The 15,892-nt window shown below is 61.0% G+C and carries 14 protein-coding genes; 7 read left to right on the top strand and 7 right to left on the bottom strand.

Features of this window, described 5'->3' with window-relative positions; translation table 11 throughout:
• Positions 1–210 precede the first annotated feature (210 nt).
• Complete coding sequence (locus ACILSQ_RS21720; RefSeq protein ID WP_395745763.1) at positions 211–726, bottom strand: hypothetical protein; 516 nt, start codon at positions 724–726, stop codon at positions 211–213.
• 226 nt (positions 727–952) lie between these two features.
• On the opposite strand from ACILSQ_RS21720, the gene ACILSQ_RS21715 reads away from it, so the two are divergent.
• The 3 genes from ACILSQ_RS21715 (at position 953) to ACILSQ_RS21705 (ending at position 6,558) form a co-directional block, all read left to right on the top strand.
• Entirely contained in the window at positions 953–4,063 is a 3,111-nt protein-coding gene (locus ACILSQ_RS21715; protein ID WP_395745762.1) for a PVC-type heme-binding CxxCH protein, read from the top strand.
• Between the two features lie 316 nt (positions 4,064–4,379).
• Positions 4,380–5,864 carry a hypothetical protein gene (locus tag ACILSQ_RS21710; RefSeq protein ID WP_395745761.1) on the top strand — a complete coding sequence of 495 codons (1,485 nt, stop codon included), beginning with the start codon at positions 4,380–4,382 and terminating at the stop codon, positions 5,862–5,864.
• A 73-nt stretch (positions 5,865–5,937) separates the two neighbouring features.
• Positions 5,938–6,558, top strand: coding sequence for an LON peptidase substrate-binding domain-containing protein (locus ACILSQ_RS21705; RefSeq protein ID WP_395745760.1), 621 nt, complete (start codon positions 5,938–5,940; stop codon positions 6,556–6,558).
• 90 nt (positions 6,559–6,648) lie between these two features.
• On the opposite strand, the gene ACILSQ_RS21700 is transcribed toward ACILSQ_RS21705, so the two are convergent.
• Both ACILSQ_RS21700 and hisA read right to left on the bottom strand, forming a co-directional pair.
• Positions 6,649–7,452 carry a fumarylacetoacetate hydrolase family protein gene (locus ACILSQ_RS21700; RefSeq protein ID WP_395745759.1) on the bottom strand — a complete coding sequence of 268 codons (804 nt, stop codon included), beginning with the start codon at positions 7,450–7,452 and terminating at the stop codon, positions 6,649–6,651.
• Between the two features lie 69 nt (positions 7,453–7,521).
• On the bottom strand, positions 7,522–8,292 hold the full coding sequence (gene hisA / locus ACILSQ_RS21695; RefSeq protein ID WP_395745758.1) for a phosphoribosylformimino-5-aminoimidazole carboxamide ribotide isomerase: 771 nt from the start codon (positions 8,290–8,292) through the stop codon (positions 7,522–7,524).
• Between the two features lie 302 nt (positions 8,293–8,594).
• Here hisA and leuA point away from each other — a divergent pair, with 302 nt between their 5' ends.
• Positions 8,595–10,259, top strand: coding sequence for a 2-isopropylmalate synthase (leuA, locus tag ACILSQ_RS21690; protein ID WP_395745757.1), 1,665 nt, complete (start codon positions 8,595–8,597; stop codon positions 10,257–10,259).
• A gap of 25 nt (positions 10,260–10,284) precedes the next feature.
• A complete protein-coding gene (locus tag ACILSQ_RS21685; protein ID WP_395745756.1) occupies positions 10,285–10,770 on the top strand; it encodes a hypothetical protein in 486 nt (161 codons plus the stop codon).
• A 254-nt stretch (positions 10,771–11,024) separates the two neighbouring features.
• On the opposite strand, the gene ACILSQ_RS21680 is transcribed toward ACILSQ_RS21685, so the two are convergent.
• Positions 11,025–11,540 carry a DUF3592 domain-containing protein gene (locus ACILSQ_RS21680; protein ID WP_395745755.1) on the bottom strand — a complete coding sequence of 172 codons (516 nt, stop codon included), beginning with the start codon at positions 11,538–11,540 and terminating at the stop codon, positions 11,025–11,027.
• 148 nt (positions 11,541–11,688) lie between these two features.
• Here ACILSQ_RS21680 and ACILSQ_RS21675 point away from each other — a divergent pair, with 148 nt between their 5' ends.
• Complete coding sequence (locus ACILSQ_RS21675) at positions 11,689–12,282, top strand: HAD family hydrolase (RefSeq protein ID WP_395745754.1); 594 nt, start codon at positions 11,689–11,691, stop codon at positions 12,280–12,282.
• Between the two features lie 65 nt (positions 12,283–12,347).
• Here the strand turns inward: ACILSQ_RS21675 and ACILSQ_RS21670 are convergent, their stop codons facing one another.
• Positions 12,348–13,052, bottom strand: coding sequence for a transposase (locus ACILSQ_RS21670; protein WP_395745753.1), 705 nt, complete (start codon positions 13,050–13,052; stop codon positions 12,348–12,350).
• A gap of 173 nt (positions 13,053–13,225) precedes the next feature.
• Positions 13,226–14,587, bottom strand: coding sequence for a 16S rRNA (adenine(1518)-N(6)/adenine(1519)-N(6))-dimethyltransferase RsmA (rsmA, locus tag ACILSQ_RS21665; protein WP_395745752.1), 1,362 nt, complete (start codon positions 14,585–14,587; stop codon positions 13,226–13,228).
• A gap of 93 nt (positions 14,588–14,680) precedes the next feature.
• On the opposite strand from rsmA, the gene panD reads away from it, so the two are divergent.
• On the top strand, positions 14,681–15,031 hold the full coding sequence (gene panD / locus ACILSQ_RS21660) for an aspartate 1-decarboxylase (RefSeq protein ID WP_395745751.1): 351 nt from the start codon (positions 14,681–14,683) through the stop codon (positions 15,029–15,031).
• 3 nt (positions 15,032–15,034) lie between these two features.
• Here panD and ACILSQ_RS21655 read toward each other — a convergent pair whose 3' ends face one another.
• Positions 15,035–15,814 (bottom strand): hypothetical protein, encoded by a 780-nt coding sequence (locus ACILSQ_RS21655; RefSeq protein ID WP_395745750.1) that lies wholly within the window; start codon positions 15,812–15,814, stop codon positions 15,035–15,037.
• Between the last annotated feature and the right edge of the window lie 78 nt (positions 15,815–15,892).

Here is a 15,892-nt window from a genome sequence, read left to right as displayed (position 1 = left end):
AGTCCGATGCCTGTTCCAGATTGAACTCCACCTCTCCGGACAGCAGGTCTTCGCAGGCCAGGATGACGTGGGTGACGGTGGAAATTTTCAGGTCTCCGCTGGCGAGAAACAGCACATGATGAGGTCGTATTGATCACCCCGCACGGAAAGAGGGCAAACCATGCCTTTGATTCCGCGAATCAAAGCGGCCGTGCAGCCCTGGCACGGAGCTCAGTAGCTTCTGCCGCCAAAGCCGGTGCCGTAGCCGGAGTAGCCTGAGGTGGGCGTGGCCTGCATGAGTGCGGAGTTCATCCGATAGGACGAACCTTGGGCGTTCATCATGGCGGCCTGATTGAGGTCGTCCGCCGCGGCCTGTGCTTCCGCCGCCTTGGCCTCGGCCAGGCGTTCTTCCTGCCCGCGCAGCACGTTCACCAGGATCACCCGCTCCTTCTCGCTGATCTTTCCTGCGTCGGCGGCGCGGTTGATCTCAATGAGGCGCGGATGGGCGGCCGCATACTGCGTCAGGAAGGCGTCGATCTTTTGCAGGCTGAACTTGCCCTCAGCCGGCCTGCCCACGGACTTCTCCGCGGCCAGCGCCGCCTCGCCGCCCTTGTGGATGACGCCCAGTTCGGCCGCTCTGCGCGCATAGGCCCGCGCCTCGGCGGCGCTGCGCACCTGATACTCCTCCGTGGAGGTCTGGCAGGAGGAGAGCAGCACGGCGGTCAGTAGAAGAAGGAAGGATTTCATAGTGCGAATGTGGAGAATGTTTTTCGCGCCACAAGCCAAAGTAGTTGAGAGCTTTGGTGCGCTCTGGAAAGGTCGGGATTCCTTCCAGGGGGCCGGAGCCGGGCTAAAGCTCCGGGCTGCTTTTCGTCATTCTTTTGCCAAGCCATTCCTTTGTCCAAGATTAAGATTAAACGGCTCTTTCCGCCAGAGACCTCCGGACCGAACTAAAGCTCTCGACTACTTTCCCATGTCTTCCGCCATCCTACCCCTCCTCGCGCTGCTTGCCTCCGCCACTCCTGCCGTTGCGGCCACGCCTGTTTTTGAGAGTCCTAAGATCACCACCGCCAGCAAAGAACGCCTGACGAAGGTGGACGCGGCGCTCAAAGGCGCGAAGCAGCTCTTTCTCGTGGTCTCCGATGAAGACGGCATCAGTTGTGACTGGGCCGACTGGCTGGAGCCGAAGCTCATCATGGCCGATGGCAGCACGCAGGACCTGACGAAGCTGAAATGGAAGGCTACCTCTCAAGGCTCCGGTGCCACGCACGTGGGCAAATCCGCCATGGGCAAGCCCCTGCTCGTCGGCGGGCAGACCTACACCAGCGGCATCGGGACGCATGCGCGCTCCATCATCGTCTATGACCTGCCACAGGGCGTGGAGCGCTTCACCGCGCAGGCAGCCATTGATGACGGCGGCATGGAGCGCGGCGGCAAGCCCAGCAACGCATCCGTGAAATTTCAGGTCTATACTGAAACGCCGCCCGATGCGCCGAAGCCCGCGCCACCCATCGTCGATGACGGCAAGACCAGCGTGCCGGCCGATCTCTTCACCGTGCCCGAAGGCCTCGAAGTCACCATCTGGGCCAGCTCTCCCGATTTGCACAATCCCACCAACATCGACTTCGATGCGCAGGGCCGCCTCTGGGTGGCTGAAGGGGTGAATTACCGCAGCAAGGGCAGCCGTCAGAAAGAGGGAGACCGCATCGTGGTGCTGGAAGACACCAACGGCTCCGGCAAGGCCAACAAGAGCACCGTGTTTGTGCAGGAGCCCGCGCTCGCCGCGCCGCTGGGCGTGGCCGTGCTGGGAAACAAGATCGTCGTCTCGCAGCCGCCGGACATGATTGTGTACACCGATGTGAATGGCGACGGCAAGTTTGATCCCGCTGTGGATAAGCGCGAGGTGCTGCTCACCGGTTTCGGTGGCCGCCAGCATGACCATAGCCTGCACAGTGTGACGGCAGGCCCGGACGGTCTTTGGTACTGGAACCAAGGAAACACGGGCGCGAAATTCACCGACCGCAGCGGCAAGACCTTCCGCATGGGCAGCCCCTACATGATGCAGGACATCGCCGGCCAGAAGAGCGACGACGGCCACGTGTGGATCGGCGGCTTCAGCGCACGCATGAACCCGGATGGCACGAACGTGACGATCATCGGCCACAACTACCGCAACAGCTTTGAGCAAACCGTCACCTCCTTTGGGGACCTCTTCCAAAGCGACAACGACGACCCGCCTGCCTGCCGTGTTTCCCCGGTGATGGAAGGCGGCAATGCAGGCTTTGCCTCGTCCGATGGCCTGCGTGCCTGGGGTGCTGACAAACGCCCCGGCCAGGACACCCCCACTGCCGAGTGGCGGCAGGAAGACCCCGGCACCATGCCTGCGGGCGATGTGTATGGCGGCGGCTCGCCCACCGGCGTGGCCTTCTATGAAAACGGTGCGTTGGATGCGAAATGGAGCGGCCTCCTTCTCGCCTGTGAGGCGGGCAAAAATGTCGTCTTCGGCTACCTTCCCAAACCCGATGGCGCAGGCTGGAAGATGGAGCGCTTTGACTTCATGACCTCCAACAAGGAGAAGGAATTCGCCGGCTCCGACTTCCTCGGTGGCAAGCCCACCGGCGAGCTCAAGACGCGCTTCCGCCCCAGCGACGTGACCGTGGGCCCCGATGGTGCCATCTACGTGGCCGACTGGTTCGATGCCCGCGTGGGCGGCCACGGCACGCTGGACGAACGCTATACCGGAACGATCTACCGCATCGCGCCGAAGGGCTTTGTTTCCAAGGCACCGATGTTGAAGCTGGACACCACCGAAGGACAGATCGCTGCGTTGAAGAGCCCCGCGCCGAATGTCCGCTACAGCGGCTTCACCGCGCTGAAGGCTCAAGGTGCCAAAGCCGTGCCTGCCGTGGCTGCTTTGCTCAAAGACGACAACGCCTACATCGCGGCACGTGCCGCCTGGCTGCTCGCGCAGATGGGGCCGGAAGGCGTGAACCAGGTGACGCCCTGGCTTCATTCGAAATCGGCGGCGCAGCGCCTTGTCGCCTATCGTGCTCTGCGCCGGGCCGATCAGGATGTGTTTTGCATGGCGGAGCTGATGGCTTCCGATCCTGACGCGGCAGTGCGTCGCGAAGTCGCCCTGACCATGCGAGAAGAGCGCTTTGTGCTCAAGCTGCCGCTGCTGGTGAAACTAGCGCAGCAGTTTGACGGCAAAGACCGCGCCTATCTTGAAGCCCTCGGTCTCGGTGCTGAAGGCAAGGAGACCGAACTCTACGCCGCCGTGATCCAAGACAAGCCCGCTGCGTGGACCGATGCCCAGGCCTGGATCGCCTGGCGTCTGCACCCGGCCGCAGCGGTGGAGGCTTTCAAGACCCGCGCCCTCGACAGCGCTCTCACCGAGGCGCAGCGCAAGCTCATGCTCACCGGCCTCGCCTTTGTGAAAAGCCGCGAAGCCGCCGGGGCGATGATGGAGCTGGCCGTGGCCAAAAACTTCCCACTGCAGGAACTCGCCAAATGGTGGCTGCTGAACCGCAAGGGCAACGACTGGAAGAACTACGACGTGGACAGCGGCCTGAAGGCGCTGGGCTTGTATGATCCCGCGAAAGTCAAACTCACTGCGGTGGAGATGCCGCCTGAAATCAAGGACGCGCCCAAACTTCCCAGCGGCGCGGAGATTGCCAAACTGCCGGGCGATGCGAAACGGGGGCAGGCCGCCCTAGCGGTGTGCTTCACCTGCCACAAGGTGGGCCAGATGGGCGTGGAGTTTGGCCCCGACTTGACGACTTTCGGCAAGCAGCAGCCGAGCGAGGTCATTGCGAATGCCATTGCGCATCCCTCCGCCGACATCTCGCATGGCTACGAGGGCAGCGAGATCAAGACGAAGGATGGACTCACGATCACGGGCATGATTCTTTCCAGCGGAGATCCGGTGATGATCAAGTGCATGGGCGGCCTGGTGCAGACCGTGCCGAAGGAGCGCATCGCCAGCCTGAAGAAGATGGAGCGCTCGCTGATGTTCCAGCCCCAGCAGCTCGGGCTCACGCCGCAGGCCATCAGCGACATCGTGGCGTATTTGAAGAGCCTCTGATCTGAAAAGTACTCGTGGGCTTCAGCCCACTCTGGAAGCACCGCCCTGCCCAGAGCGAGCTAAAGCTCGCGAGTACTTTCTTCCGCCACATCCGGCGCTCCCCTCATCTGCCAGGAAGGTAGTGCAGAGCTTCAGCTCGTTCTGGAAGTCCCGCCCTCCGGGACTCCGTACGAGCCACCAGCCTGCAGGCATCTCAGACAACCCGGTGTGAATGGCGGGCTATCGAAAAGTTCGGTCGCTTTCCAGACAGAGCCAAAGCTCTGGTCTGCTTTCCGAACCATGCAACACCGCCGCATGCTTCGCAGTATGAGTGCACATGCCGCGCGCGCTCCTTTTCCCACTCCTTCTCAGTCTCTCCCCCGCACTCGCCTACGCGGAAGACGCCACGCCCCTCGGCTCCCGCCGGGAACTCTTCGTGGACCGGCTGCTCATCGACCAGATGAACGGCGCCACGCTGGAGCTCCATCATCCCGAAGAGGCGGGAGTCGCGCTGCCGTTTGACCAGATGTGGGAGGGCCGCTTCAGCGCGTATATCACCGTGATTCACAATGACGAGGCCAAAAAATACCAGATGTATTATCGGGGTAATGCGGGCTTCAAAGACGGCACCAGCGGAGAGGTGACGTGCTACGCCGAGTCCGCCGACGGCAAGACTTGGACAAAACCGAAGCTGGGCCTGCATGAGATCAACGGCAGCAAAGACAACAACGTCATGCTGGCGAATCTGCCGCCCTACACGCACAACTTCGCCCCGTTCATCGACAAACGCCCCGGCGTGCCGAAGGAGCAGCGGTACAAGGCCCTGGCAGGTCTCGGCGGGAAGTCGGGCGGCCTCTGCGCCTTTGTCTCCGCGGACGGCCTGCACTGGCAGAAGATGCAGGAGGCAGCGGTCATCACCAAGGGCGCGTTTGATTCGCAGAATGTCTCCTTCTGGTCGGAGGCGGAGCAGTGCTACGTGGCCTACTTCCGCGTCTTCACCGCGGGTGTCATTGACGAAAAGAACTGGAAGCCCAAGGGCGTGCGCTGGGTCAGCCGCGCCACCAGCAAGGATTTCATCCAGTGGACCGATGCCGTGCAGATGACGAGCAACCAGCCGCTGGCGGACCACATCTACGTGAGCCAGACGAACCCCTATTTCAATGCGCCGCACCTCTACATCTCCACCGCCGCACGCTACATCCCCGGCAAGGCCGTGCTGGATGACGCGCAGAAAAAGGAGCTGGCCGCCGACACCAAGGCCTACCCCGCCCTCATCAAAGACTGCTCCGAGGCCGTGCTGATGACCAGCCGCGCCGGAACCACGGCCTACAACCGCAGCTTCATGGAGGGCTTGGTGCGCCCCGGCCAGGATTTCCGCAACTGGACCAGCCGAAGCAACTACCCGGCCTGCGGGGTGGTGCAGACCGGCCCCGCGGAGATGTCCCTCTACGTGGAGCGCCACTACGGCCAGAGCACCGCGCTGCTGCAGCGCCTGACCCTGCGCGTGGACGGCTTTGCCTCCCTGCATGCCGGCTACGCAGGCGGCGAGATGACCACCCGGCCCCTCACCTTCACCGGCAAGGCCCTGCACCTGAACCTCTCCACCGGCGCCTCCGGCTCCGTGGCCGTGGAAATCCAGGACGCCGCGGGCAAGCCCCTGCCCAGCTTCACCCTGGAAGACTGCCAGGCGCTCTCCTGCGATTCTATTGACCGCGTCATCGGCTGGAAGGCCGGGAGCGACGTCTCAGCCCTGGCTGGCAAGCCCCTGCGTCTGCGCTGGGTGCTGCGGGATGCCGATGTCTTTTCCTTCCGCTTTGAGTGAATTGGCCAAATTTGCGCAGGAAATCACAGAACCATCCGTTTCCAGCACGCGTATCCCGTGCCATCAGACACGCATGGACATCCTGTCGAAATCATTCTCTGCCAAAGGTTTTGTGCTGCCGCACAGCCTGCCCGTGATAGTTCTCGACGACTGTTACCACTTCCCCGGCTGCCACCTGCCGCTCTTCATCTTTGAAGACCGCTACCGGCGCATGCTGGACCACGCGCTGCAGACGGACCGCATGTTTTGCGTGGGCATCTCCGATGGCAAAAACGACGTGCTGCCCGTGACCACCGCCGGGCTGATCCGCGCCTCGATGAAAAACCCGGACGGTACCTCCCAGGTGATGCTCTACGGTGTCTGCCGTGTGCGCATCACCGGCTGGGAGCAGATGACCCCCTTTCGCATCGCGCGCGTGGAGCCCGTGCTCACCCAGTCCGCATCCATCAAAGTCCTGCGCGAGCTGAAGGCCCAGGCGCTGGAGCTCCTGCCCTCGCCCTCCGCAGACAGTTGCGAGTCCATGCACCAGCTCCGCGAAGAACTGGAGGAAATGGACGAACCGGAGGCCGTCTGCGACATCATCGCCTTCCACTTCGTGCGTCAGAAATCCGCCCTGCGCCGCCTCCTGGAAGAATGCTGCCCCCGCCGCCGCTTCGAGATGCTGATCTGCGAGCTGGAAAAGGCGCAGGGCTGAAAAGGCAAAGTACTGGTGAGCTTTAGCTCACTCTGGGAGAGCTCCGCGGGCCCCGAATCCAGAGCGAGCTAAAGCTCGCGAGTACTTTGCTCACGCCTCATCCCGCACAGGATTGGTGAGCGCGCCGATCTTCTCGATCTCCACGCTCACCGTATCGCCATCCCGCATAAACACGGGCGGCGTGCGGGCAGCGCCCACGCCGTGCGGGGTGCCGGTGAGGATCACCGTGCCGGGCATCAGCGTGGTGCTGCCGCTGAGAAATTCGATCAACGTGGGCACGTCAAAGATCATGTCGTTCGTGTTCCACTCCTGCATGGTCTCGCCATTGAGCACGGTCTTGATGCCGAGGGTGTTCGGATTTGGCAGCTCATCCGCCGTCACCAGCACGGGGCCCAGCGGACAGAAGGTGTCGAAAGATTTGCCCCGGCACCACTGGCCGCCGCCGCCGTGCTTCTGCCAGTCGCGGGCGCTCACGTCATTGCCGCAGGTGTAGCCCAGCACGTAATTCAGCGCGTCTGCTTTGCTCACGTTCTTCGCCGTTTTGCCAATGACCACCGCCAGCTCGGCTTCGTAGTCCACCTTGTCGCTCTTGAGCTTGATCGGCAGCAGGATGGGCTCGCCAGGATGCTGCACCACGTTTGGCAGTTTCATAAAAACCACGGGGTGCTTCGGCAGCTCCGCCTTCGTCTCCTCCGCGTGCTTCTTGTAGTTCAGCCCGATGCAGATGATGGCAAATGGCTGCACCGGCGCGAGCAGCTTCGCCACCTCCGCCTTCCGCTCCGTCACGCGATGCGCTCCAAAGATGTCTCCCTCGATCACCAGCGCCGAGCCGTCGGGCTGCTGCGTGGCGTATGAGATATTTCCCTGCGGGTCGGAGTAGCGGATGATTTTCATGCGCACTCAGTAGCGCGGGCATTCCTGCCTGCCACCGGCGTTTTCTAAATCGGGGCAGGAATGCCCCGGTTACTGGCTGCGTCTGTTCCACGCCACCAGCTCATCATACTTAGCGCCGGTGCCGCCGAAGAGGTCCAGCGCACTGCCGACGGTGCCATCCACGCGGCCATGGCTGAGTTCATCGATGCGCTTCAAATCATCGAGATGCCTGATGCCGCCGGCATAGGTCATGGGCAGCGGTGAATGCTCGCCCAGGAAGCTCACCAGCGCCTCGTCGATGCCTTCGCACTTCCCTTCCACATCCACGGCATGGATCAAAAACTCCGCGCAGTGCCCTGCGAGAAACCGCAGCGACTCCGGCGTCACCTCCAGCGTGGTCAGCGTCTGCCAGCGGTTCATCGCCACCGTCCAGCCCTTCGGCGTGGCCTTGCAGCTCAGGTCAATGACCAGCCTTTCTTTTCCAGCGGCGGCCACCATCGCATCCAGCTTGGCCTGATTAAACGTGCCATCCGCCTCAAACAGGTAGCTCGTCACGATCACATGGCTGGCCCCGGCCTCCAGATACTCCGCCGCATTCTCCGGGCGGATGCCTCCGCCCACCTGCAGGCCTCCTGGAAACGCCCCGGTCGCCGCCTTCGCCGCCGCTTCATTACCCTTGCCCAGCAGAATGACATGGCCGCCCGTGAGCCCGTCGCGCTTGTAAAGCTCGCCATACCACGCCGCATCCCGATCGCTCACAAAATTCGTCTTCAGTCCGGTGCCATCATCCCGCAACGACGAGCCGACAATCTGCTTTACGCGGCCGTCGTGGAGATCAATGCAGGGGCGGAACAGGGTCATGGGGGTGTTAAAATCTTCCTCTTCCTCCTACTCCGGCTCCTCCTCGCTTCAAGGGGGTATATCACCAGAGGCTCTGAGAGGCCTCCAGCACCCATTCGCCCCTCTTGACTACTCCCCCTTCTCTGCTTACTTGCACCTGTCCATGACCACCTCTGCCACGGCTCTGCTCCTTCTCTCCCTGCGACTTACGCTAGGGTAGGCGGCCCGCGTTCCCTCGTCATGCTTCTTGCCGTCACGTCACGGCTGTTTCTCATTCAGGCACCTTTCAGGTCCGACTCACTTCTGCTTATTTCCGTCTTCTCATGTTAAAGAATCCGTCTTCCAAGTATCAGCCCTTTCCGCTGATCAACATCCCCAATCGTCAATGGCCCGCACGCCATCTGACCCACGCGCCCATCTGGTGCAGCGTGGACCTGCGCGATGGCAACCAGGCGCTCGCCGTGCCGATGAACGTCTCCCAAAAGCTCGAAATGTTTGATGCGCTGGTGAAATGCGGCTTCAAGGAAATCGAGGTCGGTTTCCCCTCCGCGTCCAACACCGAGTTCAGCTTCAACCGCCGCCTCATTGAGGAAAAGCGCATCCCCGAGGATGTGACGATTCAGTGCCTGGTGCAGGCCCGCGAGGACTTGATTGAGAAGACGGTGGAGTCGCTCATCGGCGCGAAGAAAGTTGTCATCCACATGTACAACTCCACCTCGCCCGCGCAGCGCAAGTATGTGTTTGGCAAGACCAAGGAAGAAATCATCGGCGTGGCCGTCAAAGGCGCGCAGATGATCAAGGACCGCCTGCACCGCCTCACGGAAGGCGGCACGCACGTGACGCTGCAGTACTCCCCGGAGAGCTTCAGCGCCACGGAGGTGGAATTCGCCAAGGAAATCAGCGAGGCCGTGATGGACGTGTGGCAGCCCACACCGCAGCATAAGATGATCCTCAATCTGCCGGACACCGTGGAGGTGGCCATGCCCAATGTGTATGCCGACCAGATCGAGTGGATCTGCACCAACATCAAAAACCGCGAGAGCCTCATCATCAGCCTGCACACGCACAATGACCGCGGCACCGGCACCGCCGCCACCGAGCTGGGCCTGCTGGCGGGAGCGGACCGCGTGGAAGGCACGCTGTTTGGCAATGGCGAGCGCACCGGCAACCTGGATATCGTGCAAGTCGCGATGAATTTGTACATGCACGGCATCTCGCCGGGTCTGGACTTCAGCGATATGAGCGGCCTCATCAGCATGTACGAGCGCACCACCGGCATGACCGTGGCCCCGCGCCATCCGTACAGCGGCGAGCTGGTCTTCACCGCCTTCAGCGGCAGCCACCAGGATGCCATCAAGAAGGGACTGGCCGGTTACGAAGAGCACAAGTCCATCTGGGATGTGCCGTACCTCACCATCGACCCCAACGACATCGGCCGCGAATACCGCGAGGTCATTCGTGTGAATTCGCAGAGCGGCAAGGGCGGCGTGGCCTACCTGCTGGAGAGCGAATTTGGCATCGAACTGCCGAAGGACATGCAGCGCGAGTTTGGCCCGCTGGCCAACGACATCGTGGACAAGCTGGGCCGCGAAGTCACCGCCGCCGAGCTCAAGGACATGTTCTGGAAGGAATACATCGAGCGCGAGACACCCTATGCGCTGCATCACTTCCATGCCGATGGCGTGGACGGCGTCTTCACCTGCCGTTGCAGCCTCGTCATCAACGGCAAGGAACGCGGCGTCGCAGGCAAAGGCAACGGCCCCATCGCCGCGTTTGCGCAGGCCCTCATCCAGGAAGGTGGCGCACCCGCCTTTGAAGTGGCCACCTACCGCGAGCAGAGCCTCAGCTCCGGCACCGAAGCCAGTGCCCTGGCCTACATCCAGATCAAAGCCGCCAGCGGCAAAACCATCTGGGGCGCCGGCGTGGACACGAACATTGAACTCGCATCCATCAAAGCGGTGCTGAGCGCGGTGAACCGCGCGGCGTAAGCCGTCCAACTTGCATACACATGGTATGATCCTCAGCGAAGAGCTCGTCAACATCGTCTCGGCCCTCGACCGCGATGGGATTGATTATGCTGTTTGCGGAGGGTTTGCCGTGGGTCTGCATGGTTACCCCCGAATGACTTTCGACCTGGACCTGCTTATTCAGGAGACCGATGTCGCACGTTTTGAAGCAACTGTGAAACCTCTCGGCTTTGACGTTGTTGCGGGCACCTTTGCGTTCAGACGTGAAACTCCTCAGGAGACGCGTTTCTGGCGGGCGAGCAAGCACGAGGGGCCGGATCATCTGGTTCTTGATGCCCTGCTTGTCACCCCCGTGTTTGCCAGCGTGTGGGAAACTCGCCAGCGCATGCGATTTGATGCTCACGAACTCTGGGTCGTCAGCCGCGAAGGCCTTGCCATCATGAAGACCCTTTCCGGCCGGGCAAAGGACTTTGCCGATCTGCAAAATCTGGGTATCCTGCCCTCTGATGAAGATCAGCCCGAACCAGTTTAAGAAGACAGCTCGCGGAATTTCCGCGGACATGTCCGCAGAGGCGGTCGCGCGGCGTGTGCGCATCATGGACCAGCTATGGGCTGCAGGCCGCTCTATGGCGAGGGCGAAGGGTCCGAAGGTGGACGATAAAAAATAGGGCTTCTATCAGGCGGTGAATTTGTGCGGGTTGAAACTCCTCAAGAGCTCAGGCTCGGTCTGGCTTCTGGAAGTGCGAGGAGCTTCAGGGCAAGCTAAAGCTCAGCGCGTTTCCCCCCTCACCAGCCGCCGTCTGACGAATCGTAATAAGGCTTTCTGTCAAAATTCCTCCACAGAGGGCGGCCAATCACCACGCCCAGCAGGCAAAAGCCCAGTCCAATGGCCGACCTGGCTGTTCCACCATAGAAATCGCCGACTTCCAGCACGGAGTTGGAAGGATTTTTGGGATCATAGTGAACCGTGGCCGGCATGCCGACCGAGTATGCGGAGATTATTTGCAAAGCCCTGGCCTTGGAGGCTGCGCCCATGCTGTCGTGGCGAATTTTTTCAGATGTGTAGGAACTGCCATTCAAGACATAAAAGTATCTCAGGGTCGGGATATAGTCCGCAGTACCATGCCTGCCGGATCGGGTCCACACGTCCTTCGCATGGATGGTTCCCTGCACCGTGGGCCAGGATCTTGCCTTCGCTGTGAACCAAATGTCTGAAATGCCCGTCCACGCCAGGTAGAGACCTGCAAAAATCAGCAAGAGCACCAGGGAAAGAGGCCTGAACAATAAGGAGCTATCCAGCATGCCACAGCATATAGTGGAGGTTCTTTGGCGTGTGAAACACAAACCTAAGCTGGCTTTGGAAAAACTCCGGGTCGCCCCAGGCTGACTCAGCAAAGCACATCTGCCAGTTGCCGCAGGGCCTTGTCTGCGGTTTATGAACACCTCCCCCATGCCTCTCGAAATCCCTGACCACCCCTTTCAAGCCTACATCTTTGACTGCGACGGCACGCTCGTCGATTCCATGCCGCTGCACTACATCGCGTGGACGGAGTCTTTGCAGCAGCATGATGCGCCGTTTGTTTTCACCGAGGCGGAGTTTTATGCCAGCGCCGGCATGAAGGAACAAGATGTGGTGAAGAAGCTCAATGCGCAGCACGGCACCAATCTGGACCCCGTGAGCGTGGATGAACTGAAAATGGAGCTATTTGCCAAACACATCCCTCGGGTGCAGCCGGTGCGCCCCGTGGCGGAGTTTGCGCGGTCGCTTTATGGCCGGTTCCCCATCGCCGTGGCCTCGGGCAGTGAAGAGCAGACCGTGCGCGGCTGCCTCACCGCCACCGGCTTGATCGATCTCTTCCCGATCATCATCACACCCAAAAAAGTGAAGCACGGCAAGCCCGCGCCCGACATGTTTCTCCTGGCCGCCGAACAGATGGGCATAGCACCCAGCGAATGCCTCGTCCTGGAGGATGGCCAGAGCGGCATCGAGGCCGCAAAGGCGGCGGGAATGCAGTGGGTGTTTGTGCCGCCGAGTTTGAGGTAGGCCAAAGTACTCGCGAGCTTTAGCTCGCTCTGGGAACGCCGCAGACACCCAGAATCCAGAGTGAGCTAAAGCTCACGAGTACTTTGTTTTGGCTGCAGCCCGTATCGCTCCAGCACAGCATCAGCACTCAAGCCTGACTCTGCACCGATACCAAGCACGCAGCCTGCCTTCAGACCTGCCCTGGAGGGATTCATCGCAATGTAACGCCGAAAATGGTTCAACTGTGCTTCACTGCGCACAATGTGATCGAACGCTTCGCGGTGCCAGAGTTTGCCCGAGATGCCCCGAACCAGATTGATCTCCCGTGCGCTGCCACCTTTCCAGCGTTGCACGATGTCTCCCAAATCGCTGTCTTCCTCAGGTTCGACGAGTGCATGGAAGTGATTCGGCATGATGACCCAGGCATCAAGATGGTAGCGACTCACGTGTCCTTCCACCAGCCTGCGGATCAAGAAGGCGGCACAAGTGGCATCGGACAAGGGGCAGGCACCATGCCCTGCGTCCAGCAGCTCGTGAAACCTTGCCGTAAACTCGCGGTGGTACGCCTGTTTTTCTTCCCCGCCGAGCCGATCAAGCTGCTCCGGGGATGCCAGGCCACGCGCATTCAGCCAGGCATCCCTCAGCGCGCGCCAATGATCGATGACATCTCCCGGCAAAGAATCCGCAAGACGTGAGGTGACGAAGTATGTAGTGCCCTGTTGCTCCCAGTGCGGGAGATTACCGTAGTGACGGCTCACTGGCGCGTTCGGATTGAACGGACGAAAAGGCATGCAGGCAGAAGAAAAGTACTCGCGAGCTTTAGCTCGCTCTGGAGGGCGCGACAAGCAGGTAAAACCGCCGGGTGACACTGGGGAACCCTTGATGAGTGCAGTTGCCACTCAGACCCGCCCCTTTGAGGCTTATTGGTACACGGTGTGTTTGCGGAAGCGCTGTCCGGAGCGAGCTAAAGCTCGCGAGTACTTTGTTTCAGCCACGCCTTCCAGCACGTCACAAACCCCTTTGCGAAATCCTGCGGCCTCGCTTCCACCCACGCGGCGATGTCTTCTGGCTTGAACCATTCACCGGTGGCGATCTCTTCGGGCAGGCAGCGGATGGGGCCGTCGTGGTGAGCGAGGCGGAGCTCGACGAATTCGTGGTCGGTGTTGTCTCCTGCAGGGATCTCCGCGGCGAGTTCTGTGGCGTCCACATGGATGCCGATCTCCTCCCCCAGCTCGCGCACAGCGGCGCTGGCGTAGCCTTCTCCAGCATCGAGATGACCGGCGGCACTGCTGTCCCATTTCAGGGGTGAAACATCTTTGAGGTGGGAGCGCTGCTGCAGGTAGATCTGCCCGCGCTTGTTGATGACGAAAATATGCACGGCACGGTGCAGCAGCTTGCGCTTGTGCACCTCGCCACGCGTGAGCTGGCCGATGACTTCGTTTTTCTCATTCACCACGTCAAACATCTCGCTGGCCTTCTGCCCGGCATCGGCCTCGTGACGCTCCTCGTAGTGCCGAGCGATCTGAATCCACTGTGCGAGAGAAAGCGCCTCCGCCCGCACCGTGGGCGAAACATTGAGCGCCTGCACCAGCGACTCCCAGCCGCCGGGCGTCTCGGGAAGCAGATTCTTCAACTGCTTGCGCCGCTGGGAAAAACCCATGCGAACAAGGCGGTCAAACAGCATGTGGTCAAACACCGGCAGCGTGGCGGGATCTCGCGGCGTCAGGCGGATTACCGCGCTGTCCACCTTCGGCTTGGGATTGAAAACCTCCGGCGGCACGATGCGCAGCATCTCCACATTCCAGTCCTTTTGCACCAGCAGGCTCAGGGCGCCGTAGGCGTCATCCTCGCAGGTGGCGGCCAGGCGGTCGCACACCTCCTTTTGCAGCATGAAGACCGCGCAGCCCACCGGAGAGGGCGGTGTGAGCCAGTGCTTCAAAATTTCGCCGCCAACCGAGTAGGGCAGGTTTCCGATGAGCTTCAGCGGCCCATGGCGAAACCACGGCCGCAGGTCGATGCGCGTGGCGTCATTGTGGATCACCTCCACATCCCCCCGCCCGGCGAACTGGCTTTGCAGCTCGGGTCCGAGCTGGGCGTCTTTTTCAATGAGGATGAGCTTCCGCGGCCTGCCCGCGAGGTGCTTCGTCAAAGCCCCCATGCCGGGTCCGATTTCCACCACCAAGTCCGCGTCATCCGGCTGCACCTGATCCGCGATCCAGCGGGAGATTTCCTCGTCCTGAAGGAAGTTCTGCCCCATGCTCTTGCGCGGGGTGAAGTTTTGGCGTGCAGGCGGGGATTCGGAGCGGCGTTGATCGCGGTATCTCATCACCGCATCATCCACCGTTCTGCGGCTCCAGCAAACCAATCCATCAAGGCAGGCAATACTTGACCCCCCGGCACGCATGAAGCACTCTTGCGGGTGCTTAGAACCCTCCTCAAATCCAAACTCCACCGCGCCATCATCACCGATGCCAACATCGCCTATGAAGGCAGCATCACCATTCCAACCGATCTCATGGAAAAGGCCGACCTGTGGGTGGGCGAAAAGGTCCTGGTGACCTCCATCACCAACGGTGCCCGTCTGGAGACCTATGTTATTCCCGCCCCAAGCGGCTCCGGCCAGATCGTCGTCAATGGCGCCGCCGCTCATCTCATCAACACCGGCCACCGCGTCACCATCATGGCCTGGGGCGAAAGCGAAAATCCCATCGTTCCGAAACGCCTGCTGCTCAATGAGCGGAATGAGGTGGTGAATGACACGGTGCTGTGAGACCTAGAATCGCTCCAGAGCCTCACGTAGCGCATTCTGCGGTCGTACTGGAATGATGTCGATGGGGACAAGCTGCCCATCGCTATACAGGACGTTGCTCTCGCCGACATCGAACAAGGCCAGATTCTGCTCAGCGTTGTACCAGCGGACAGGGTCTGAGTAAATGTCATCACGCACAGGCTTGAAGCCGAGATCACTCAGCCAGCGTTTGATCTCAGCCCAAGCAGCATTGCGTGCGTCATACCAGGGTTGTGAAGTGATGATGGAGAAGTGACCGTCGAGCTGAGCAAAGCCTTTTAGGCGATTGAGGTCGGGATGAAGGATGTTCAGCAAAAGGAGACGCAGCAGATATTGGGCAGGTGTCCCTGGCCGCATAATCAAATACTCATCGAGTCGGGTAGAGACAGTCTGCGAATCGATGAACGGCCAGAAGCCGAATTTGGTCCCTTTGGTGGCTTTGAATGCGAGTTTTCCCGCTGTGAGCCCGCCAAATACCGCGTGTTCCATCCGACCGCTGTTTCGTCTCCCGAGTTCATCCTGAGAGATCCAGAAACCGTGGCTCGCCGCCCATTCCGAAAGAAGGCCGATCTGCTGATCGCGGACTACGGCGTACCCTGAGGGCGTCCAAGGCTCCGGTTGATCTGCGCCACTTTCTCCTCCCAGGACATCAAGCGCTGCCTGGAGGCCAGAGCCGTCGCTTGTTCCTTCGTGATCCAAGGCTTGACCGGCTGCGCTGCCGCCCTGGTCCGGGTGGCTGGTTTCGAGGGGAGGCTCTCCGTGCATGCTGTGCTAGCTGCGGGCATGGGACAAAGTAGCGGCAAGGCCGCTCACGGCAATCCCTTTTCATTCCTTCCTTCCCCC

Origin of the sequence: Prosthecobacter sp. (assembly GCF_044227185.1) — a bacterium.
Classification (GTDB): Bacteria; Verrucomicrobiota; Verrucomicrobiia; order Verrucomicrobiales; family Verrucomicrobiaceae; genus Prosthecobacter.
This window is presented reverse-complemented; position numbering and strand designations above follow the sequence as displayed.

Excerpts from the sequence above, each read along its gene's own strand:
- ACILSQ_RS21720 (WP_395745763.1), bottom strand. The coding sequence starts at position 726 with ATGAAATCCTTCCTTCTTCTACTGACCGCCGTGCTGCTCTCCTCCTGC.
- ACILSQ_RS21715 (WP_395745762.1), top strand. The coding sequence starts at position 953 with ATGTCTTCCGCCATCCTACCCCTCCTCGCGCTGCTTGCCTCCGCCACT.
- leuA (WP_395745757.1), top strand. The coding sequence starts at position 8,595 with ATGTTAAAGAATCCGTCTTCCAAGTATCAGCCCTTTCCGCTGATCAAC.
- ACILSQ_RS21685 (WP_395745756.1), top strand. The coding sequence starts at position 10,285 with ATGATCCTCAGCGAAGAGCTCGTCAACATCGTCTCGGCCCTCGACCGC.
- ACILSQ_RS21680 (WP_395745755.1), bottom strand. The coding sequence starts at position 11,540 with ATGCTGGATAGCTCCTTATTGTTCAGGCCTCTTTCCCTGGTGCTCTTG.
- ACILSQ_RS21710 (WP_395745761.1), top strand. The coding sequence starts at position 4,380 with ATGCCGCGCGCGCTCCTTTTCCCACTCCTTCTCAGTCTCTCCCCCGCA.
- hisA (WP_395745758.1), bottom strand. The coding sequence starts at position 8,292 with ATGACCCTGTTCCGCCCCTGCATTGATCTCCACGACGGCCGCGTAAAG.
- ACILSQ_RS21675 (WP_395745754.1), top strand. The coding sequence starts at position 11,689 with ATGCCTCTCGAAATCCCTGACCACCCCTTTCAAGCCTACATCTTTGAC.
- ACILSQ_RS21655 (WP_395745750.1), bottom strand. The coding sequence starts at position 15,814 with ATGCACGGAGAGCCTCCCCTCGAAACCAGCCACCCGGACCAGGGCGGC.
- ACILSQ_RS21705 (WP_395745760.1), top strand. The coding sequence starts at position 5,938 with ATGGACATCCTGTCGAAATCATTCTCTGCCAAAGGTTTTGTGCTGCCG.
- rsmA (WP_395745752.1), bottom strand. The coding sequence starts at position 14,587 with ATGAGATACCGCGATCAACGCCGCTCCGAATCCCCGCCTGCACGCCAA.
- ACILSQ_RS21700 (WP_395745759.1), bottom strand. The coding sequence starts at position 7,452 with ATGAAAATCATCCGCTACTCCGACCCGCAGGGAAATATCTCATACGCC.
- ACILSQ_RS21670 (WP_395745753.1), bottom strand. The coding sequence starts at position 13,052 with ATGCCTTTTCGTCCGTTCAATCCGAACGCGCCAGTGAGCCGTCACTAC.